At 59.2% G+C, this 21,116-nt stretch carries 19 protein-coding genes; 11 read left to right on the top strand and 8 right to left on the bottom strand.

Translation table 11 applies throughout. From position 1 onward, the window contains the following. Window positions 1–29: 29 nt before the first annotated feature. Genes MRBLMR1_RS21505 through MRBLMR1_RS21485 form a run of 5 tightly spaced genes read right to left on the bottom strand, consistent with a single transcriptional unit; the run spans window position 30 to window position 4,869 of the window. Window positions 30–761: a DUF624 domain-containing protein gene (locus MRBLMR1_RS21505; protein ID WP_500066121.1), complete on the bottom strand. Its 732-nt coding sequence runs from the start codon at window positions 759–761 to the stop codon at window positions 30–32. A gap of 24 nt (window positions 762–785) precedes the next feature. After that, complete coding sequence (locus MRBLMR1_RS21500) at window positions 786–1,895, bottom strand: ABC transporter ATP-binding protein (RefSeq protein WP_148146979.1); 1,110 nt, start codon at window positions 1,893–1,895, stop codon at window positions 786–788. Between the two features lie 12 nt (window positions 1,896–1,907). Continuing rightward, window positions 1,908–3,080, bottom strand: coding sequence for a glycoside hydrolase family 88 protein (locus tag MRBLMR1_RS21495; protein WP_206826700.1), 1,173 nt, complete (start codon window positions 3,078–3,080; stop codon window positions 1,908–1,910). 4 nt (window positions 3,081–3,084) lie between these two features. Then, complete coding sequence (locus tag MRBLMR1_RS21490; RefSeq protein ID WP_500066119.1) at window positions 3,085–3,921, bottom strand: carbohydrate ABC transporter permease; 837 nt, start codon at window positions 3,919–3,921, stop codon at window positions 3,085–3,087. A gap of 3 nt (window positions 3,922–3,924) precedes the next feature. Then, window positions 3,925–4,869, bottom strand: a complete 945-nt coding sequence (locus tag MRBLMR1_RS21485; protein ID WP_500066117.1) for a carbohydrate ABC transporter permease — start codon at window positions 4,867–4,869, stop codon at window positions 3,925–3,927. Window positions 4,870–5,091: 222 nt separating this feature from the next. On the opposite strand from MRBLMR1_RS21485, the gene MRBLMR1_RS21480 reads away from it, so the two are divergent. Then, complete coding sequence (locus tag MRBLMR1_RS21480; RefSeq protein ID WP_500066115.1) at window positions 5,092–6,879, top strand: heparinase II/III domain-containing protein; 1,788 nt, start codon at window positions 5,092–5,094, stop codon at window positions 6,877–6,879. A gap of 10 nt (window positions 6,880–6,889) precedes the next feature. Then, window positions 6,890–7,678, top strand: coding sequence for a carbohydrate-binding protein (locus MRBLMR1_RS21475; protein WP_500066113.1), 789 nt, complete (start codon window positions 6,890–6,892; stop codon window positions 7,676–7,678). 32 nt (window positions 7,679–7,710) lie between these two features. On the opposite strand, the gene MRBLMR1_RS21470 is transcribed toward MRBLMR1_RS21475, so the two are convergent. After that, a complete protein-coding gene (locus MRBLMR1_RS21470; RefSeq protein ID WP_148146991.1) occupies window positions 7,711–8,448 on the bottom strand; it encodes an FCD domain-containing protein in 738 nt (245 codons plus the stop codon). A 261-nt stretch (window positions 8,449–8,709) separates the two neighbouring features. Here MRBLMR1_RS21470 and MRBLMR1_RS21465 point away from each other — a divergent pair, with 261 nt between their 5' ends. Further along, entirely contained in the window at window positions 8,710–9,576 is an 867-nt protein-coding gene (locus tag MRBLMR1_RS21465; RefSeq protein WP_286194741.1) for an SMP-30/gluconolactonase/LRE family protein, read from the top strand. Between the two features lie 56 nt (window positions 9,577–9,632). Then, window positions 9,633–11,312, top strand: a complete 1,680-nt coding sequence (locus MRBLMR1_RS21460) for an acyltransferase (RefSeq protein WP_500066110.1) — start codon at window positions 9,633–9,635, stop codon at window positions 11,310–11,312. A gap of 19 nt (window positions 11,313–11,331) precedes the next feature. On the opposite strand, the gene MRBLMR1_RS21455 is transcribed toward MRBLMR1_RS21460, so the two are convergent. Further along, a complete protein-coding gene (locus MRBLMR1_RS21455; protein WP_148146996.1) occupies window positions 11,332–12,231 on the bottom strand; it encodes a LysR family transcriptional regulator in 900 nt (299 codons plus the stop codon). A 119-nt stretch (window positions 12,232–12,350) separates the two neighbouring features. Here MRBLMR1_RS21455 and MRBLMR1_RS21450 point away from each other — a divergent pair, with 119 nt between their 5' ends. After that, a complete protein-coding gene (locus MRBLMR1_RS21450; RefSeq protein WP_500066108.1) occupies window positions 12,351–13,283 on the top strand; it encodes a VOC family protein in 933 nt (310 codons plus the stop codon). Window positions 13,284–13,338: 55 nt separating this feature from the next. On the opposite strand, the gene MRBLMR1_RS21445 is transcribed toward MRBLMR1_RS21450, so the two are convergent. Then, complete coding sequence (locus MRBLMR1_RS21445; protein ID WP_500066106.1) at window positions 13,339–13,902, bottom strand: hypothetical protein; 564 nt, start codon at window positions 13,900–13,902, stop codon at window positions 13,339–13,341. Window positions 13,903–14,122: 220 nt separating this feature from the next. Here MRBLMR1_RS21445 and MRBLMR1_RS21440 point away from each other — a divergent pair, with 220 nt between their 5' ends. The 6 genes from MRBLMR1_RS21440 to MRBLMR1_RS21415 all read left to right on the top strand — a co-directional run bounded on the left by MRBLMR1_RS21440 (window position 14,123) and on the right by MRBLMR1_RS21415 (window position 20,959). Then, on the top strand, window positions 14,123–15,034 hold the full coding sequence (locus tag MRBLMR1_RS21440; RefSeq protein WP_500066104.1) for a helix-turn-helix domain-containing protein: 912 nt from the start codon (window positions 14,123–14,125) through the stop codon (window positions 15,032–15,034). A gap of 458 nt (window positions 15,035–15,492) precedes the next feature. Beyond that, complete coding sequence (locus tag MRBLMR1_RS21435; protein WP_500066102.1) at window positions 15,493–16,185, top strand: hydrolase; 693 nt, start codon at window positions 15,493–15,495, stop codon at window positions 16,183–16,185. A 66-nt stretch (window positions 16,186–16,251) separates the two neighbouring features. Continuing rightward, entirely contained in the window at window positions 16,252–16,542 is a 291-nt protein-coding gene (locus MRBLMR1_RS21430; protein WP_500066100.1) for a XapX domain-containing protein, read from the top strand. Then, window positions 16,542–18,524, top strand: a complete 1,983-nt coding sequence (locus MRBLMR1_RS21425; RefSeq protein WP_500066098.1) for an amidohydrolase — start codon at window positions 16,542–16,544, stop codon at window positions 18,522–18,524. The genes MRBLMR1_RS21430 and MRBLMR1_RS21425 overlap by 1 nt, the downstream gene beginning before the upstream one ends. Window positions 18,525–18,914: 390 nt before the next feature. After that, a complete protein-coding gene (locus MRBLMR1_RS21420) occupies window positions 18,915–19,358 on the top strand; it encodes a DoxX family protein (RefSeq protein WP_500066096.1) in 444 nt (147 codons plus the stop codon). Continuing rightward, window positions 19,355–20,959, top strand: coding sequence for an MFS transporter (locus tag MRBLMR1_RS21415; RefSeq protein WP_183685637.1), 1,605 nt, complete (start codon window positions 19,355–19,357; stop codon window positions 20,957–20,959). The genes MRBLMR1_RS21420 and MRBLMR1_RS21415 overlap by 4 nt, the downstream gene beginning before the upstream one ends. The last annotated feature ends 157 nt before the right edge of the window (window positions 20,960–21,116 follow it).

The raw sequence follows: 21,116 nt of genomic DNA, 5'->3' as shown, positions 1-21,116 counted from the left end.
TGTTTCTCCTTCCCTGGATTGTCTCTGGTTCAGATATGCTTTGCGGCTGCCGCCTCTGTTTGAAGGTTGGGCTGTGTCGCAACAGGCAGGGCAAGCACCATCACGGCCGCTCTGTGCGCGGCAAAGGCGATGGCAAACATGCCGAGAGAAAAATTGAGTGTGGCCGGCATGAACACCGACACCGGATAAAATGCGATATGGGCAAGCCACAGGCCCGCCACGAAAAACAGCGCTGCCATCACCGGCAGTGGCCGGATGATCGAAGCGACAGCCGAAAGCTGCAGCAGTTTTTTGGCGGGTATATCGCGCATCACCATCAGGACCAGCAGATGGCATGCGGTGATGCAGAGGAAGAGGGTGACGACGAAAGCGATTGCCAGCGGCACTGCCATCATCAGATTTTCCCGCGCTGCCGATGCGTATGTGGCAACGGCATAACCACCGAGGCCGATGGCTGTAGCAAACAGCAGGCCCCAGATCGTTGCACGCCAGAAATAGCGGCGCAGCGCCTCGAGAAAATCGCGCAGCAGATAGGTGTTACGGTCCTCGACAAAGGCGACGCAGACAAAGGCCATGGCTGCGAGTGCGGCCGGCAGCGGAATGATAAGAAGGGCAGCCAGAATGAACAGGATGTTCAGCTTGACCATCTCCCACCATTCACGGGCAAATGTCTGGCCGAAAAGGGCAAGGCCGGTCTTTTGCGGCGCATTCTTCGGAATGCCCGGCCCTTCCTTCGTCCACATGTCCCGCAGCCACTGCATGGCCTTCCTCCAGACTCGATCTCCTCAATAGAGGATCGAGCGTTCCGTTTCCTTGTCGAACAGTTGCATATTGGTCGTATCGACAACCAGCTTTGCCGTTTCGCCCGTCTTCGCCTTGAAGCGCGGCGAGACACGAACGGTCATCGCCTTGTTTCCGGCGGTGATGTTGAGATGAATCTCGGACCCCATCGGTTCTGCAAGATCGACCACGGCGTCGAACGGCGCGATATTGTCCGGGTTGATGTCGCCCGGCGCCAGTTCGTGAAAGTTTTCCGGGCGAATGCCGACGATGACTTCCTTGCCTTCATAAGGGGCGATGCGGGCCTTGTCGAAGCTTGCCGGGATAGGCAGCACGCGGCCATCGAACACGGCGACATAACCTTCGCCGCGCTTCTCGATCTTCGAAGGCAGCATGTTCATCTGCGGTGCACCGATGAAGCCGGCCACGAACATGTTGATCGGGCGGTCGTAGAGGTTCTGCGGCGTATCGACCTGCTGGATATGGCCGTCGGCCATGACGACGATACGGTCGGCCATGGTCATAGCCTCGATCTGGTCGTGGGTCACATAGATGAAGGTCGAGTTCAGCCGCTTGTGCAGCTTGGTGATCTCGGCGCGCATCGTGCCGCGCAGTTTTGCGTCGAGGTTGGAGAGCGGCTCGTCGAGCAGGAACACTTCGGGATTGCGCACCATGGCGCGGCCCAGCGCCACGCGCTGCCGCTGTCCGCCGGAAAGCGCCTTGGGCTTGCGGTTCAGAAGATGCGTGATGTCGAGGATTTTTGCCGCTTCCTGCACCTTCTGGTCGATGACCTCACGCGAGGCTTTCCTGAGCTGAAGGCCGAACGCCATGTTCTTGTAGACCGTCATATGCGGGTAAAGCGCATAATTCTGGAACACCATGGCGATGTCGCGGTCCTTGGACGGCACGTCGTTGACCACATCGCCACCGATGATCAGTTCGCCGCCGGAAATTTCCTCGAGACCTGCGATCATGCGCAGCGTCGTGGATTTGCCGCAACCGGACGGGCCGACCAGAATGATGAATTCCTTGTCGGCGATTTCCAGATCGATGTCATGAACAACGGTCAGTGCACCGTAGGTCTTGTTCAATTTCTTCAGTGAAATGCTGGCCATCGGTTTACTCTCTCACCAGTATGAAGACCACGAACGCGACAGACGCGTCAGGGCTTCCATGTAATAATAGTCACCCCAGGACACGCACTCGTCGACGCCTTCGCCGCGGCAGGTGTTGTAGGGAGATTTTTTGGAATAGGTGCCGTGCAGGACCAACCCGTTCGAAATCGCGGGATCTTTCACGGCGTAATGATCGGCAAGGCTTTTGATCATCCGGCGGGCGAGATCGCGGTAACGATCGGCCGCCTCGCCACCGACAAGATCCGCCATTTCCAGAAGACCGCAGGCAACGATCGAGGCCGCCGACGTGTCGCGCGGTTCGTTGTCGCCGTCGGAAAACACCATGTCCCAATAGGGCACCATGTCCGCCGGAAGCTTGTTCAGATAGAAAGCCAGAAGCCGGTCGAACGTGTCGCGATATTCGTCGATGCGCTCGTAACGATAGGAAAACGCCATGCCGGCTACGCCCCAGGCCTGACCGCGCGCCCAGAAACTGTCGTCTGCATAACCCTGTTTGGTGGCGCCGCGCACCGGCGCGCCGGTCACCGGGTCCATATAGAATGTGTGGTAAGTGGAATCATCCGGCCGCACAGAGTTTTTCAGTGTCGTGCGAGCATGGATCAGCGCGATATCGCGGTATTTCTGGTCGCCGGTCTGTTCGGTTGCCCAATAGAGCAGCGGCAGGTTCAGCAGGCAATCGATGATGTAGCGGTATTCCTCTGACACGCCCTTGCGGCCCCAGGCCTGAATGAACTGGCCGATCGGCTGGTAACGCTCGATCAGCTGGTCGGCGGCCAGCAGCGCTGCCTTGCGACCATCCTCATCCCCCACCAGTTTCCATGCGGCGATGCAGGAAGGCGAGTAGAGGAAGCCCATGTCGTGGTGGTCGGTTTCGATGCGGTTTTCGATCCGGTGCAGAAAGCTCTGCACCTGGATCTGCGCCGCATACTGAAAGGTCTTGTCGCCGGTATGCTCGAAGGCCAGCCAGATTTCGCCCGGCCAGAAACCGGCAGTCCACTGGTTGTTGGCAACGGGCGGGTAGAAATTGTTCACGCTCGAATGGTTCTGGGCGCTGTAGGTAAATTCCGTCAGATTGCGACGGATCTGCGCCACAGCGACGTCGAGAGCAGCTTTCACCTCTTCATCGGTAATCGGCTGCGGAGCGATGGAGGAAACGGCATTCATGAACTTAACCCTTCAGACCGGAGGATGCGACGCCTTCGACGAAGAAGCGTTGCAGCGACAGGAAGACGATAAGGACCGGGATCAGCGCCACCACGGAGGCGGCCATGATCAGCCCGTATTCGGCCGAATATTGCGAGATGAACATGCGCAGGCCGATCTGGATGGTCTTCAACTCGGTCTTGGTCAGGTAGATCATCGGCCCCAGAAAATCGTTCCAGGTGGTGACGAAGGTGAAGATCGTCAGCGTGGAAAGTGCCGGCTTGGAGAGCGGCAGCATGATCTTGGCCCAGATCTGGTATTCGTTCATGCCGTCGATACGGGCTGCTTCGCAAAGCTCGGTCGGGATCGACATGTAGAACTGGCGCATCAGGAACACGCCGAAGGCGGTGAAGGCCTGAAGGCAGATCAGCGCCAGGTGCGTGTTGTTGAGGCCGAACTCCCGCATCAGCAGGAACTGCGGCACCATGTAGACCTGCCATGGCATGGCGATGGTGGCGATATAGCCCAGGAACAGCGCGTTCTTGTAGGGGAAGTTCAGCTTGGCAAAGGCATAGGCCGCGAAGCTTGAGGTGAACAGCTGCATCAGCGTGACGATGATCGTCAGCTTGGATGTGTTGTAGATGAACAGCGCCAGCGGAATCTTAGTCCAGATATCGACGTAGTTCTGCCACTGCGGGTTGGACGGGATCCATTCGATCGGGAAGACGAAGACTTCGCTGCTCAGTTTCAGCGAGGCCGACAGCATCCAGGCGAAGGGAAGCAGCATGATTATGGTGATCAGGATCACCGTCATATAGATGGCGGCGAGTTTCCCGGTGAGTTTCTGGCCGGCAATACGCATGGCTCAGTCCTCCTTCTGGCGGCGGAACTGGATGACGGTGATACCCAGCACGAGGAAGAACAGGACGAGCGCGATCATGCTGGAATAACCGAGATCCCAGGAGACGAATGCCTCGTTATAGATGTGATAGACGAGTACGAGGGTCGAGGTGCCGGGACCGCCCTGCGTGATCATGTAGATCTGGTCGAACACCTTGAATGACTGGATGGTCAGCATCACGGTGACGAAGAAGGTCGTCGGGCCCAGCTGCGGCACGGTGACATAAAGGAATTTCTGCCAGGCATTGGCGCCATCGAGATCGGCGGCCTCATAGAGCTCGGAATTGATGCCCTGCAGGCCGGCCAGATAGATGACCATGAAATAGCCCATGCTCTTCCACACGCCGAACAGGATCACGGTGACCATCGCCCAGTGGCGGTCGGCGGCCCAGCCTGGCATATCCTTCGGGTCAAGCCCGAGCGTGTAGAGAAGCATGTTCACCGGCCCCATTTCGGGGTTGAAGATCATATTCCAGACGACTGCCACAGCTACCAGCGAGGCGACGTAGGGGAAAAACATCGCGGTGCGGAAAAAGTCGCGACCGAGGATTTTCTGGTTCAGAAGGATGGCAAGCCCGAGCGCGCAGGCAAGCGTCGCTGGCACTGAGACCACCGTATAGATGATCGTGTTCCAGAAGGCGGCGATAAACGCCTTGTCCTCGAAAAGTCGCCAGAAATTGTCGAGGCCAGCAAAGGTCATGGCATTGCTGCCGTCCCAGTGCATGAAGGCCAGCACGAAGGCGAACAGGATCGGGCCAAGCGTGAAGACGGCAAAGCCTAGGAAATTCGGGGCAATGAAGGAATAGGCGACGAGCGCGTCCTGCACCCTGCGACGACGTCTGGACACGACCTTGCGTCGTCTCGTCACGATCGGCGTGTCGCCGGCGGCAATGGTAGGGTTAGCCATCATACTCCTCCGAGAAAAGATGCCGCAGACAACGCTTCTTCGTGAGCCTATCCGCAGATGCACGGCAAAAAATTGATCTGCCTTCCGTGCCTCCTCCCACGATCGACATATCATATCCACGACATTGGTCAAACAACTTCTAAATGGATAATATGAATTCTGTAGAAAAGCCAAAATACATATGATAGGCGATGTCTCACGCAGTTTTGATGGCAGGAGGAAACGATGTTTCGCGAGGCTGCAGCGCACATTCCTTCGGTTTTCCCAGAGTTTCTCCCCGGTGCTCGATTTGATGATCGAAATGCATGGCGGGGCGTCGCCGATGAATTGAAGGCGCATGTGCTCAATGATGCCGAAGCGGCATCCGGTCGCAGATGGTCGGTGATCAGGGCCGAGGACTACCGGCAATTCTCGATTACCGGCAACAGGGCGGATTTCGAGGCGCTGTATTTCTCCCGTCGGCGGATGCTGAACGATCTTGTGCTTGGCGAACTGGTCGAGGGCGCAGGCCGCTTTTTGCCGTCGATCGTCGATGGCGTCATGTTGATCTGTGAGGAAAGCGGCTGGCAGCTTCCGGCGCATAATTCCTATGAGCGCGGCGGCGTGCGCCATGCCTTGCCGGATGTCGAGCGTCCGGTCATCGATCTTTTCGCCGCCGAAACCGGTGCTTTGCTCGCCACCGTGGCCGCTCTCCTCGGCGGGCCGCTGGATGAGGTCAGCCCCATCGTCCGACGCCGCATCGAACATGAAGTGCATGTTCGAATTCTCGCCCCCTATCTCGGGACTCATTTTTGGTGGATGGGCAACGGTGCGGAGCGCATGAACAACTGGACGGCCTGGATTACCCAGAACGTTCTCCTCGCGACCTTCAGTCTCGATACCGATGATCAATTGAAGCGCCGTGTCGTGGAAAAAGCGCTCGGCAGCCTCGATTGCTTCATCAAGGATTATGCGGAAGACGGCGCCTGCGAGGAGGGCGTGGTCTATTACCGGCACGCCGCTCTTTGCATGTTCGGCGCCATGACGATCCTGGATACGGTCGCGCCCGGCTCCATGTTGTTGCTTTGGGGTGCACCGAAGATCCGCAACATGGCGGAATACATACTCCATATGCATGTGGACGGCCGCTATTATTTCAATTTCGCCGATTCCGCTGCCGTCATAGATCCCTGCACAGCTCGCGAATATCTGTTCGGCAAGGCTGTCGGATCGGATGCGCTTGCGGACTTTGCAGCAAGGGATCGCGCAACAAGCGTAGCGCCGCATCTGCCGGAAGAATGGAACCTCTGGTATCGCGTTCAGGAACTGCTGACCAAGGTGCAACTGCCTGCAGGGGACGTGCTTCCCGCCGCGGATGCGTCCTATCCCGGCATCGGCCTCTACATCGCCCGTGACGATCGCTTCGCGCTTGCGGTCAAGGGTGGAAACAACGGCGAAAGCCACAATCACAATGATGTCGGCAGCGTCACGCTCTACAAGAACGGCCAGCCGTTCCTGATCGATGTCGGGGTCGAGACCTATACGGCGAGGACGTTTTCGTCCCGGCGCTACGAGATCTGGACGATGCAGTCCGTCTTTCACAATCTTCCGACATTCGGTGGTGTGATGCAGTCGGACGGCGCGGCCTTTGCCGCGCGCGACATGCAGGCGGAATTTTCGGCCGAAGTTGCGGAGATCTCGCTCGATATCGCCGCTGCCTATCCGCAAGAGGCAAGGCTGCGCGCCTATCGCCGCAAGGTTTCCCTGCGCCGCGGCCATGGTGTGGAGATCGCCGATGTCCACGATGGAGACTTGCCCGCTGTCCTGTCGCTGATGACCCGCGATGAGCCGGTCCTTCGCGGCGGTTCGGTTCGTGTGGGCGAATTGGGCCGCATCGAGATCGAGGGGGGCGGGGAAGTCGATATCGAGGCGATCGAGATCGACGATGCTCGCCTGGCGATTTCATGGCCCTCGAAAATTTATCGGCTGCGCATTCCGCTTGTCGGCAAGCAGCTGAAATTGCAGATCGTCTGAGGAGGACGGAATGGAACTGAGACTGAAGGTAGTAGGCGCAAGCGGTGTTGTCCGTTGCGAGACGGCCAATACGGACGAGGCATTTCTCATTTTCCGTGACGCTTACGAAGATGGTGACCGGGTTGTGGTCGAGGCCTCAGAAGCCGGGCATGTCGTGCTTGCTCTCGATGATGCGATGAGCCCGACACTCGTCTACCTGAAGGGCAGGGATTACGCTCTTGCTGTTCCCTTCGATATCCGCCGTGCGCCCTATTCGCCGCGCGCTTTCGATGGCGAACTGCATCGCCTGCATGTCCGCAAGGCTCGCGCCGAAGAGGTGGCGCAGCGCCGCAATCTTGCGCTCAATCCGTGGGACGACAAGGGCAATACGACGCTGTTCCCGCATGCTTCGGCAAACGTCCAGACCCGCGGCGAGACCCAGTTTGCCGCGCGAAATGCCATCGATGGCGAAAAGGCCAATGATGACCATGGCCGCTGGCCTTATACCAGCTGGGGCATCAACATGGATCCGGCAGCGGAACTGACGGTCGAGTTCGGCCGGCCCGTCAAGGTCGATGAGGTCGTGCTCTATCTGCGTGCCGATTTCCCGCATGATGCCTGGTGGAAAAATGCCAGCGTCACGCTCTCGAGCGGACAGGTACACAGCTTTCCTCTGGTGAAAACCGGCAATGCGCAGAGTTTCAGGATCGAAGAACAGCAGGTGGAGTGGGTCAAGCTGCATAGCCTGATCAAGGCCGAGGACCCGTCGCCCTTCCCGGCATTGACGCAGATCGAAGTATGGGGTCGCGATATAGGCTGAGCCTATCGTTAGTCCCGGTTGGTCAGCGAGGGTCAGCCGGGGATGGCACGCGAGTTGCGTAGCAGTTCGCGATAGCGGGCCTGGCTGCCTCTCAGGTGGTCGCGCATGGCGTTGCGTGCGGCCTCTTCGTCGCGATCTGAAATCGCCATGACGATAGCTTCGTGTTCCTTGTGTATCAGGCGGCGATAGGCGGTCTGCTCGGCAAAATCCGGGTCCGGCAGCGGGCGTGATTGAGGGATGACGGCGGTGCCATGAAATTCCAGATGCTGGCGAAACAGCGGATTGTTGGTCGCCTCGGCGATTGCAACGTGAAGCGCCAGATCGGCCTCTCGGATCGATTCATTTTCCTCGATGCAGCGCAGGACCTGCCTGTGACATTCGAAGATCGCCTCTTCCTGCGCGGGCGAGCGACGCGCAGCGGCAAGGCCGGCCGCCTCGATTTCCAAAGGTGCGCGGACTTCCAGCACTTCGAGATCGGACGATACGCGTGCCTTGTCGACAATTCGGGCCGGTGTCATCTGAAAGGCTGGATCGAGCACGAAAATACCTGCACCTTGCCTGACCTCGACAATGCCATCCGATTTGAGCGCGGCAACGGCCTCACGAATGACCGTGCGGCTCACCTTGTGGGTTTCGGTCAGCTCCACCTCGCTCGGCAATTTCTGCCCGGGCGAGTACTGCCCGCTCGAAATGGCGTGCCGTAGGCTTGCCCCCACTTTTGAAACCAGTGATCCCGGTCCCTTTTGCCGAACCTTGGTCTGGACCGTCACAGCTGTTCCTCGCGATACCGCGGATAGGTCGAACCGATTTCCGACATATCCGCATGCTTCCTAAATAGGTATGACAAATTTCAATTATTATCAATCGCAGAAAGATGATCTCCAGAGGTTTTGCGTCCAATTGACGCTTTTAAGTTGGGGGAAACGAAAGCTGGACGCAGGTATTTGTCTGCTGTATCTCTCGAAATCGAGCGCAGCCATTTTAGTCATATGATGACATGCGCGGCAGCATTTCGGGAGGATGTAGGCGTCATGGCCATGAATGACATTTTCGATCAGCGTCGTTGCGAACTCGGGGAGGGTGCCTTCTGGCATCCGCAGCGTCAGCAGTTTTTCTGGTTCGATATCGTCAACAATCTGCTCCTGAGCCGGGACGGCGACAAGCCGCTTGAATGGGCATTCGGTGAAAACGTGTCGGCGGCCGGCTGGCTTTCCACCGATGAATTGCTGATTGCGGGAGAGAGCGGCCTTTCGAGCTTCAATCTCGTGTCGGGAAAGCGCGCGTCTGTGGCTGCATTCCCGCATGATCCAAGCCTGCGCTCCAATGACGGGCGAGCAGACCCCTATGGCGGTTTCTGGATCGGCACGATGGGCAAGCGCTCGGAACAGGAAGCCGGGGCAATCTGGCGCTACTGGCGCGGCGAGTTCCGCATTGTCTTCGACAGGATCAGCATCACCAATGCCATCTGCTTCGACGCAGAGCGCTCGCTCGCCTATTTCTCCGATACCCGCCTGAAAAAGATCTGGCGCGTCCGGCTGGATGAGCAGGGTTGGCCGTCGGGCGAGCCGGATCTGTTCGTCGACCTGACCGGGGCCGGTCTCAATCCGGATGGCGCGGTGATCGATGCCGCCGGCAATCTGTGGAGTGCCCAGTGGGGCGGGCGCCGCGTTGCCTGTTACGCATGGGACAGCGGAGAGGAGATCGCTGCCGAATATTTCGAGGCGACGCGCATATCGTGCCCGGCTTTCGGCGGTGCGGATATGCAGAGCCTTTTTGCCACATCGGCCTGTCAGGGCATGAGCGCCGAAGCGCGCGAGGCCGAGCCGCTGGCCGGCATGACCTTCGAGCGCAAAGTCTCGGTGCGCGGAGTGAGCGAGCCGCAGGTGATCCTGGGCTGACACTTGTTGCTCCGGCAGACTGAACTTGATGCTGCAGGCATGAATAGGAAAATCGGATGAACCACGCAACGCACGCAGATCCTGATGCTGACGAGGGGGTTCTGAAGCGCAAGGCGCGGCTGGAATTCATGACCTGGGAGCGCCAACCGGCTGAAACCGACAGTGCCGACCAAAGGGCGTTGAAGCAGAAGCTTGCGCGCTCCGCCAATGCGCAGATTGCCGACACGGCTTATATAGCCGAAGACGCCCGCATCTTCACCACGTCGCTCACCGTCGGCCACCGGTCCTGGATTGCGGCCAATGCGCTCGTTCGCGGAGATATCGAACTCGGCTCGAACTGCTCGGTCAATGCCTATGTCTGCATTTCGGGAAAGGTTCGTTTCGGGGACGGCGTACGTATTGCCTCGCTAGTCTCGATCGTCGGCTTCAATCACGGCTTCGATGACCCGGATACGCCCATCAATGACCAGCCGCACGAGATCAAGGGTATCGTCATCGGCGACGATGTATGGATCGGCGCCAATGCAGTCGTTCTCGATGGCGTGACGATCGGCAATGGAGCGGTGATCGCGGCGGGTGCTGTCGTCAACAAGGATGTGCCGCCGCTGGCGATCATGGCCGGCGTGCCCGCAAAGCTTGTCCGCCGTCGTGGGGAAAAGCCGGTATCTGCGAAATCCCGCCGGAGCGAGGTGGAAAAAGCACTTCGTTCGATCAGCGACATGGCGGAAAGCCAGTGGCGGGACGTTCTGAGCCACTATCGCCGGCCTGAAGGTTATGTCTCGCCGGATGCCAGCGGTGTCGCCAGCGAGAGTGCGCGGCATCAATGCGACGCGATCGAAATTGCCGCAGGTTTTGGTACTCCGCCTTCCGGCGACGAGGCAAAGGCGATCCTCGATCGCCTGCAATCGATGCAGGACTCGCAGACCGGGTTGTTTCCCGATCCCTACACACCCGCCGATCCGTCTCTGCCGGTTCTGGAGGATAACCTCTCACTCTATAACGTGCTGGCAGTCGGCTACGCCCTCGAAATTCTTGGGTCCAAACCGCAATATCCGATCGCCAGTGCTGAGATGGATGTGGTTTCCCTATGTGATTGGCTGGACGCATTGCCGTGGAAGAACCGAGCCTGGCGCTGTGGCGATCGCATCGATGGCATCGCGACGGCGCTCTATTTCAATGCGCGCTATTTCGAAAGTGGCAAGGGGCGAGGCAGGGGACGAGAGGTTCTGTTCGGATGGCTGGCAACCCATGTCGACCGCGCCACCGGCCTTTGGGGCGGGCCGACTGCGGAGCAGGGGCTTCTCCAGCCGATCAACGGTTTCTATCGCCTCACACGCGGAAGCTATGCGCAATTCGGTTTGCCTGTTCCGCATCCGGAGGCTGCGATCAATTCGGTTCTGGCCCATTATCGGAATTATGAGGGCTTTTCCGCCGAAAACTACAACGCCTGCAACCTGCTCGATACGATCCACCCGCTCTGGCTTTGCCTGAAACAAACGGATTTCATGCGCGCCCAGGCGGAAGCCATTGCGGAAACCATCATCCTGCGTGCGCCGGAGCGCTGGCAGGCGGGAACGGGTTTCGCCTTCGCGGATGGTCAGCAGGCCGGCCTGCAGGGCACCGAAATGTGGCTTTCGACCCTGCATCTGGCCGCCGATCTTCTCGGCCTTAAGGACCAATTCGCCTTCGCGCCGCAAGGCGTGCATCGCACCCGTGCGGCCGGATTGGGAATTTAGCCCGGTCGCAGGTCGATCCTCAATCGAGCATGACCATGTAGGACGCAACCTGCTCCTCGAAGAATTTCGAGAAGGAGGCGATGCGCGGTGGCAGGGCTTGATAGGGCGGATAATAAAGCGTCAGCCAAAGTTCCGGCGGTGCCCAGCCCTGCAGCACATGAACGAGGCGACCGGTTCTCAGATGTTCGGCAATATGGAAGCCGGGCAGCATCGCAACACCGGCGCCATCGGCCGCCATGTCTGCAAGCACTTCGCCATTATTGGCGCTGAAAGCCCGACCGGCTGAGATCGTCATGCTCGACCCGCCATCCGACAGAACCCAGTTCTCCCGCCGGCTCTCGCCGCTATAGGCAAGACAATCGTCAGGCGAAAGCTCGCTCGGATGCTGCATGTCGACAAACCGGCTGCCGGGGGCCGCGACCAGAATGCGCGGCACGACGCGGATTTTGCGCCAGATGGTGAATTTGTCTGACGGTTGCGACGAGATACGGATCGCCAGATCGTAATCGTCGTCGACGATGTTGACGAGACCATCGGAGAGCGAGATCTCGAAGCTCATCTTCGGATACCGTTCCTTGAAACCGGAGAGGATCGGCGGCAGCACTGCCTTGCCGAACCATGTGGGCGCGCTGATCCGCAGTCGTCCCTCATCGGTCTTGTGGGCGTTCATCACATCCCGGCGGGCATTTTCAAGCGACTCTATGGCCGGCTGGACCTGCGCCGCAAAAACCGCGCCGTCCGTCGTCAGTGAAACCTGCCTTGTGGTTCTGACGAAAAGCTGAACGCCGAGATCGGTTTCCAGTGCCGCAATGGCGCGCGTCACCGCCGCCGGCGTCATGTCGAGTTCGCGGGCCACCTGCGCGAAATTTCGCTTTTCGGCGGCAAGCAGAAAGATCCTGAGGGCTTTGTAATCGTTCATCTGATTATTTCAAAAATTGCAACTCAATCGAAAGCAATATTGCAATTCCGCGCGCTGATCAATCGGCCTAAATCTCTGTCCACGAACACAGACAACCGCCGAGAAAGAAAGGCACTCAGATGATCAAGGATATCAAGGGACTGCACCACGTCACGTCTATGGCGTCGGATGCTCGTCAGAACAACCGCTTCTTCACCGAAACGCTCGGCCTGCGCCGGGTCAAGCAGACCGTCAATTTCGACGACCCGAGCGTCTACCACCTTTATTACGGTGACGAAAACGGCTCTGCCGGCACGGTCATGACCTATTTCCCGTTCCAGCACATGATGCTTGGCCGCCCGGGCGTCGGCGAAGTCGGCGAAACCCAGTTTTCGATCCCCAAGGGCGGATTGAAGTTCTGGCAGGAGCGTTTTGCTGCACAGGGCGTCAGCGGGCTTGAAACCGATACCGTCTTCGGTTCCAACCGGTTGCGCTTCATGGGGCCGGATGGCGATGCGCTGGCATTGATCGAATCGGCCGATGACAGCCGTAAGCCCTGGCTTGCGGAAGGGATCCCCGATGATGCGGCGATCCGCGGTTTTGCCGGTGCACGTTTCAACCTGCATGACACGGCGGCGACGGAAGAACTGATCGGCTTCATGGGCTATCAGCGTGCCGAGACGGAAGGCGATGTTACGCGCTTCATCATCCCCGGTGGCAACGGTGCCGATACGATCGATCTCGTCTCCCTGCCGAAGACGCCATTTGCCCGTCAGGGTGCAGGATCGGTGCATCATATCGCCTTTGCCGTCGACAATCGCGAAAAGCAGCTCGAAGTCAGGAAGGCGCTGATGGATACTGGATATCAGGTGACGCCGGTCATCGACCGTGACTATTTCTGGGCGATCTACTTCCGCACGCCGGGCGGCGTGCTGTTCGAGATTGCCACGAACGAGCCTGGCTTCAACCGTGACGAAGACACGGCTCATCTCGGCGAAGTGCTGAAGCTGCCGACCCAGTACGAGCCCTTCCGCGACCGCATTGAGGCCAATCTTGAGCCGTTGGCCGCGTAACGGCTGGTAGAACAACAAAAATTGAGACGCCGCGTGTCCCAGTGACCGCGGCGTTTCAATGTTTATGCCGGGAGCGTCCGTAGCGCTTGGCAATATGGGCGTTGAACGCCAGCGCCACATGCACAAGCAGCCGGTCTCGCACATCGTCGGCCATATCGAAAAGCGGCATCAGGGCCGCGCCGATATTCTGCACCGTCCGGTCCTCGATCCCCCGACAGATCAACAGATCTTCGACGCGCGGTTCGCCCGCCTCGTCGGCAAGTTCCACCAAGTGCTGACGTGGAATATGGAAGACAAGCGCTTCGAAGCCGCCGCGTATCGCAATGCCCGCTCCCTGTCTCAGGCTGATCAGGCAGATGGAGCCTTTCGGATAAGACTTTATCGGTGCCGCAGGCCTGTCCGGCCAGACATCGCGATGCTCGACATCGGTCATATAGAGAACGACGAGAAAGGCATCGTCAGCCGGCAGGATAACCGGCTGGTCACCATCCTCATAATTCCGCCAGAGATGAGTAATCGAAAGCTCCGCTCGCCGCAGCGGTCTCGTCATCATCAATCGGGCATTGTCTGTCCCGAAATATTCAGCAATCCTCTCGCCGACCGGCAATGCTTCACTCACATGCGTCTCGCTTGTTCCCGTATCGGCAGCTTCTGTGCCGTTCGTGGCGGGTATTGAGAAAGGTTGCAGGGTCCAGTTAGCCATTTCGACTGAAGCGGTATGGCGTAATCAATCATAATCGACAATCATGTGCGGTATAGAACGGAATAGACTAAATCTCGCAGCCATGGCATCAAATAGCGTGTCACCCATAAGCGGTTGAAAGAGAAAGTAGTGCCCCTTGCTCCGTAAATCCATTAGCGGGTCGAAATATTCTGCCGGCCAGAAAACCGACAGTTTCGGATGCCCTTTCGACAAACTCTACAAGGATCAATCTCTCCAGGGGGCGGATATCTCTTTTTTCCGCAAGGGCACGCGTGAGAACAGGATCGAGCAGGTCGTAACGCCTGCCAGCGATCGTGGTTTTGCCATCGGCATATCTACGCTTGCGGGTCACACACGCCGGATCTTCCACGAACATCATTCGACCACCCACGCGTTTGAAGAAAATTCGCTCTACATCCGCAATCTCGCCGAGCCCTACAGGGCCGATCTCGTCGGGGCATTCGACATGCTCCTGCTTGAGATTTCCCCGGCGTCGCTGAGAAAGGTTGCCGAGGAGGCCGATTTTTCCGGCGTCGCAATGTTGGAGGCGGAAACCGCGTCGATCGACCCGGTGCTTGCCAATCTGGTGCGCGCGCTGATCCCGGCGTTGGAGCGCCCGGAGGAAGCGAGCAAGCTGTTCGTCGATCAGTTGGCAACGGCGATCGGCACGCATCTGGTCCAGCGTTACGGCGGCAGGATACAGCCACCCTTGAGCCGATCAAGGAAACTGTCGCGTGCACATGAGGCGCTTGCCAAGAATCTTCTTCTCGAAAACCTCGATGGAGACATATCCATTCTGGATGTCTCGCGTGCCTGCAATCTGTCGCGAGGCTATTTTATCCGCGCTTTTCGCGAAACGACCGGTGTGACACCCTATCAATGGCTCCTCAATGAGCGGATAATGCGCGCACGCGAATTGCTGAAAGATTCGGAGGCGCCGCTCTCCGAAGTGGCCATCGCCTGCGGTTTTGCCGACCAGAGCCATTTTACCCGCGTTTTCACCAATGTCGTGGGAACGACGCCCGGGCACTGGCGGCGCAACGCCTGAGCGGAAGCCGCTGATTTAAACTCTATCGGCCGCCGGCGCAGAGGTTTGCAGCCCCGCGGCCGTTTTTGCCGTCTGTCAAACTAACGTTCCTTACGTTCAATCCGCAGGACTTTAAGACAAGACCCTTGCCGGCAATTAAGCAATTTTCCGCAGAGCTGCCGAATGAGTGTTTGGCCACGGCCAACGATGCGAGCTGTAGAGAAGGTGCAACTACATTGTTTCGAAAATCGCAATTCATTCGCAATTAATATTGCAATTCCGTGAATTTCAAAATCGCTTTAGGTTCCTTCTCAGCAGCCAAGATGAACGAGAGTGAACGGAGCGGCAAAGCCTGAAAGGCTCCGAAAACTTGAGAACTTCCTGAAACGAGCGCCGACACCCCGGCGCCCGGCGGGGTGCTGCTGCCAAGTCAAAACCTGCCGCATCAGCGGTTCAACAAACGCCAAGAGGAACCTGAAATGTCCAAGCTCGAAGTCCTGACCCCGAAGAACAGCCAGCTTATCTTCATCGACCAGCAGCCGCAGATGGCTTTCGGCGTCCAGTCCATGGACCGCCAGGTGCTGAAGAACAATGTCGTCGGCCTCGCCAAGGCTGCCAAGATCTTCAGCGTGCCCACCACCATCACCACGGTCGAGACCCTTTCCTTCTCCGGCCACACGTTCCCGGAACTGCTGTCTGTCTTCCCTGAAAACGATATCCTCGAGCGCACCTCGATGAACTCCTGGGACGACCAGAATGTTCGCGATGCACTCGACAAGAATGCTGCCGAAGGCCGTAAGAAGATCGTCGTTTCGGGCCTCTGGACCGAAGTCTGCAACACGACCTTCGCCCTGTCTGCGATGAACGACCGCTCCGACTTCGAAATCTACATGGTGGCAGACGCCTCCGGCGGCACCACGTCCGATGCCCACAAATACGCGATGGACCGCATGGTTCAGGCGGGCGTCATCCCCGTCACCTGGCAGCAGGTGCTGCTCGAATGGCAGCGCGATTGGGCGCACCGCGAAACCTATGACGCCGTCACCTCGCTCGCCAAGGAACATTCCGGCGCCTACGGCATGGGCATCGATTATGCCTACACCATGGTTCACGACGCTGCCGAGCGCGTCACCCACGGCAAGCGCATCGGCCCGAACCCCGCCAACAAGTAAGGCCCGATGAGACCGCTCCGATAGCCCCTGATCGGAGCGGTTTTCTGTCACCGAGGAGGTTTCCCCATGAAAGTCTATCTTCTGTCTCTCGGCGCCGGTCTGCTGGTCGGCATCGTCTACAGCCTGCTCAACGTTCGCTCGCCCGCGCCACCGGTCATCGCTCTGGTTGGCCTGCTCGGCATTCTCGTCGGCGAACAGATCATTCCCCTGGCAAAGACCCTCTGGGCCAAGGAGCCTGCGGCGATCTCGTGGATCCAGCAGATCAAGCCGCACATGTTCGGCCATATGCCCAAGGGCAATGAGCGCACCGCCGATCTCGCCGGTAGCCGGATTTCCTCGACAAAGGAGCAAGGCTGATGCCGACGCGCCGGACCCTTCTCGGCGCGGCGTCCAGCCTCGCCTTTCCTTCGCTTTTCTCGTCGGCCCGCGCTGCCGATCCCGTCAAAATCGGAACCGATACAATGCATCCCGACACCATTCTCCATAACGGCCGGGTCACCACGCTCGACCGCACCAATCCCAACGCCACCGCGATCGCCATCAAGGATGGCCTGTTCCAGGAGGTCGGCACCGATGCCGAGATCATGGCGCTCGCCGGTCCCGATACGAAGATCGTCAACCTCAAGGGCAAGCGCGTCCTGCCGGGCCTGATCGACAACCACACCCACGTCGTGCGCGGCGGCCTCAACTACAATATGGAATTGCGTTGGGATGGTGTCCGCTCGCTGGCCGATGCGATGGATATGCTCAAGCGCCAGGTGGCGATTACGCCGGCCCCGCAATGGGTTCGCGTCGTCGGCGGCTTTACCGAACACCAGTTTGCCGAAAAGCGCCTGCCGACCATCGAGGAAATCAATGCAATCGCCCCCGATACGCCGGTCTTCCTGCTGCATCTTTATGACCGCGCGCTCTTGAATGGCGCTGCCCTTCGCGCCGTCGGTTACACCCGCGACACGCCGAACCCGCATGGTGGCGAAATCACCCGCGATGCCAACGGCAATCCGACGGGCATGCTGCTCGCCAAGCCGAATGCCGGCATTCTCTATTCGACGCTGGCCAAGGGTCCGAAACTGCCCTTCGATTATCAGGTCAATTCCACCCGCCACTTCATGCGCGAACTCAATCGCCTCGGGATTACCGGCGTCATCGATGCCGGCGGCGGCAACCAGAATTATCCGGATGACTACGAAGTCATCCAGAAACTGTCCGACGAAAACCAGCTCACCGTTCGGCTTGCCTACAATCTCTTCACCCAGAAGCCGAAGGAAGAGAAGGAAGATTTTCTCAACTGGACGCAGTCGGTCAAATACAAGCAGGGCAACGATTATTTCCGCCACAACGGTGCCGGCGAAATGCTCGTCTTCTCCGCTGCCGATTTCGAGGATTTCCGTCAGCCGCGCCCGGAAATGGGTCCGGAAATGGAAGGCGAACTGGAAGAGGTCGTGCGGGTTCTGGCCGAAAACCGCTGGCCCTGGCGCATGCACGCCACCTATGACGAAACCATCTCGCGCTCTCTCGATGTCTTCGAGAAGGTCAACAAGGATATCCCGCTCGAAGGCCTCAACTGGTTCTTCGACCACGCGGAAACCATTTCGGAACGCTCGATCGACCGCATCGCGGCGCTTGGCGGCGGCATCGCCACCCAGCATCGCATGGCCTATCAGGGCGAATATTTCGTCGAGCGTTACGGCCATGGCGTTGCCGAAGCCACGCCGCCGATCCGTCGCATGCTGGACAAGGGCGTCAACGTTTCGGCCGGCACCGATGCCACCCGCGTCGCCTCCTATAACCCCTGGGTATCGCTGTCCTGGATGGTAACCGGCAAGACGGTCGGCGGCATGCAGCTTTACCCGCGCGCCAATTGCCTCGACCGTGAAACCGCGCTTCGCATGTGGACCGAAAAGGTCACCTGGTTCTCTAATGAGGAAGGCAAGAAGGGCCGTATCGAAAAGGGCCAGTTCGCCGATCTCGTCGTGCCGGACAAGGACTTCTTCGCTTGCGCCGAGGACGAGATCTCGTTCCTAACTTCGGACCTCACCATGGTCGGCGGCAAGGTCGTCTACGGTGCCGGTGATTTTGCAGCACTCGACGAAAGCAACATTCCGCCCGCCATGCCGGACTGGTCGCCGGTGCGCAAGTTCGGCGGTTACGCCGCCTGGGGCGAGCCGGAAGGTGCCGGCGCCCGCTCGCTGCGCCGCACGGCGATCTCGACATGCGGCTGCGCCAGCGATTGCGGCGTCCACGGCCACGACCACGCCAGCGCCTGGACCTCGAAACTGCCGATCGCCGACATGAAGGGCTTCTTCGGCGCGCTGGGCTGCTCCTGCTGGGCGGTGTGAGGCCGGGGCATGCCGGCTGTCGGATATGGTGTTGAGGCGGTGCAGCTTGCTGCCTCTGATCTCCCCCCTTGTGGGGGAGATGTCACCGAAGGTGACAGAGGGGGGTGAGCAACGGTGCGGCAGATGGTTCAAACGTGGCATTTGCGCCGGAGGCACCCCCCTCTGTCCTGCCGGACATCTCCCCCACAAGGGGGGAGATCGGCTGGGCGCTCCCTTCGCATTCCATACGCAGTGGCCGCTGGTCTTCATCCGATCCAATAGTTTCCGAAATCGCAATTAAATCGACACGTTTACTGCAATTGTTGGCGGCAATCTTTCCGGCCAATATCGCTCCATCAACAGACAACAGCGCCGCTCGGTTCGACCGGCCAAACCTTAAGAGGAGCAGACATGACCGATCATTCTCCAGCCGCAACACGCCCGGGCACCGTGCTCGCCCGTGTCGCAACCGCCCCTGCGACGCGCACCGTGGCACTTCTGGCGCTCTGCGCTGCCTATATCCAGGGCCCGCTGACCAAGATCTTCGATTTCAACGGCGCTCTGGCCGAAATGGAGCATTTCGGTCTGCATCCTGCCGGCTTCTTCGCCGTTGCCGTCATCGCCTTCGAACTGACGGCCTCCGCCATGGTCGTGTCCGGCTTCCTGCGCTGGGCAGGCGCGCTTGCGCTGTCGGGCTTCACGCTTCTCGCAACCTTTATTGCCCTTCGCTTCTGGGAAATGGCACCCGGCATGGATCGCATGATGGCGACCAATGCCTTCTTCGAACATCTCGGCCTCGCTGGCGCTTTCGTCATCGTTGCCGCAATCGATCTTACCAAAGGACAAGGCAAATGAGCGCCGCACCCTCCAAATCTGGCGGAGGCAGCTTTGCCCCGCTCGCCCAACCGGTCTTCGCAGTCCTCTGGGCGGCAACGGTTCTCGGCAATACCGGCAGCTTCATGCGTGATGTCGCAAGCTCCTGGCTGATGACGGATCTTTCCGCTTCGCCGGCCGCGGTTGCCATGGTTCAGGCGGCAGGTACGCTGCCGATCTTCCTGCTCGCCATCCCGGCGGGCGTGCTCACCGACATTCTCGATCGCCGCAAGTTCCTCATCGCGGTGCAGATCCTGCTGGCATCGGTCAGCCTTACGCTGATGGCGCTCGCCCATACTGGCCTTCTGTCGATCAGCTCGCTGATCGCTCTCACCTTCGTCGGCGGCATCGGCGCCGCGTTGATGGGGCCGACATGGCAGGCAATCGTTCCGGAGCTTGTGCCGCGTCAGGATGTCAAAAGCGCCGTGGCATTGAATTCGCTCGGCATCAATATCGCCCGGTCGATCGGCCCGGCTGCCGGTGGTCTCCTGCTTGCCGCCTTCGGGGCAGGTGTCACCTATGGTGCGGACGTTGCGAGCTATATCGTTGTCATCGCCGCTCTCGTCTGGTGGCCGCGGGCAAAGAACGCCAATGATGCACTTGCAGAAGGTTTCTTCGGCGCATTCCGTGCCGGCCTTCGTTACACCCGTGCCAGCCGTCCGCTGCATGTCGTGCTCGCCCGTGCTGCAATCTTCTTCGCCTTCGCCAGTGCCGTCTGGGCGCTCCTGCCGCTCGTTGCCCGCCAATTGCTTGGTGGTGATGCAGGCTTCTACGGTATCCTGCTTGGTGCGGTCGGTGCCGGTGCCATCGGCGGTGCGCTGATCATGCCAAAGCTTCGTCAGCGTCTCGATGCCGACGGTCTTCTGCTCGGTGCGGCGATCATCACCGCTCTGGTCATGGGGGCGCTTGCACTCGCCCCTCCGAAATGGCTCGCCATCGTCGTTCTTCTTTTCCTTGGCGCCGCCTGGATCACGGCTCTCACCACACTCAATGGTGCTGCCCAATCCATCCTGCCCAACTGGGTGCGTGGCCGCGGACTTGCCGTCTACCTTACCGTCTTTAACGGCGCGATGACGGCAGGCAGTCTTGGCTGGGGTGCGGTCGCTGAAGCTGCCGGCATTCAGGGAACGCTGCTGATCGGCGCTGCCGGATTGCTCGTCGCCGGCGTGATCATGCACCGCCTGAAACTGCCGACTGGCGATGCTGACATGATCCCCTCCAACCACTGGCCCGAGCCGCTTGTTGCGGAACCCGTCGCCCATGACCGCGGCCCTGTGCTGATCCTCATCGAATACCATGTCGAAAAGCACCACCGTACCGCCTTCCTGCATGCTCTCGACGAACTTTCCCAGGAGCGCCGCCGCGATGGTGCCTATGGATGGGGTGTGACCGAAGACAGCGGTGATCCGGAAAAACTGGTGGAATGGTTCATGGTCGAATCCTGGGCCGAGCATCTGCGCCAGCACAAGCGGGTCTCGAATGCCGATGCCGATCTGCAGGGGAAAGTGCTCGCTTATCACAGCGGCCCGGAAAAGCCCGTCGTGCGTCACTTCCTGACAATCAACCGGCCCGGTACGGCTTGAGCAGCGACGGAGAGGCGGTGTCCGCCGCCTCTGATAATTTCAAAAATCGCAATTAATTCGAAATTATTGATGCAATTGTTGGCTGCAATATTTTTCGACAATATTCGGTGCATCAGACACGCATACCTTGGCTTTCAAAACCACACGGACACCCCCG

It is taken from the genome of Neorhizobium sp. LMR1-1-1.1, from assembly GCF_040675795.1.
Taxonomy (GTDB): domain Bacteria; phylum Pseudomonadota; class Alphaproteobacteria; order Rhizobiales; family Rhizobiaceae; genus Neorhizobium; species Neorhizobium cellulosilyticum.
The sequence above is the reverse complement of the archived record's forward strand: the minus strand, read 5'-3'. Positions and strand labels throughout refer to the sequence as shown.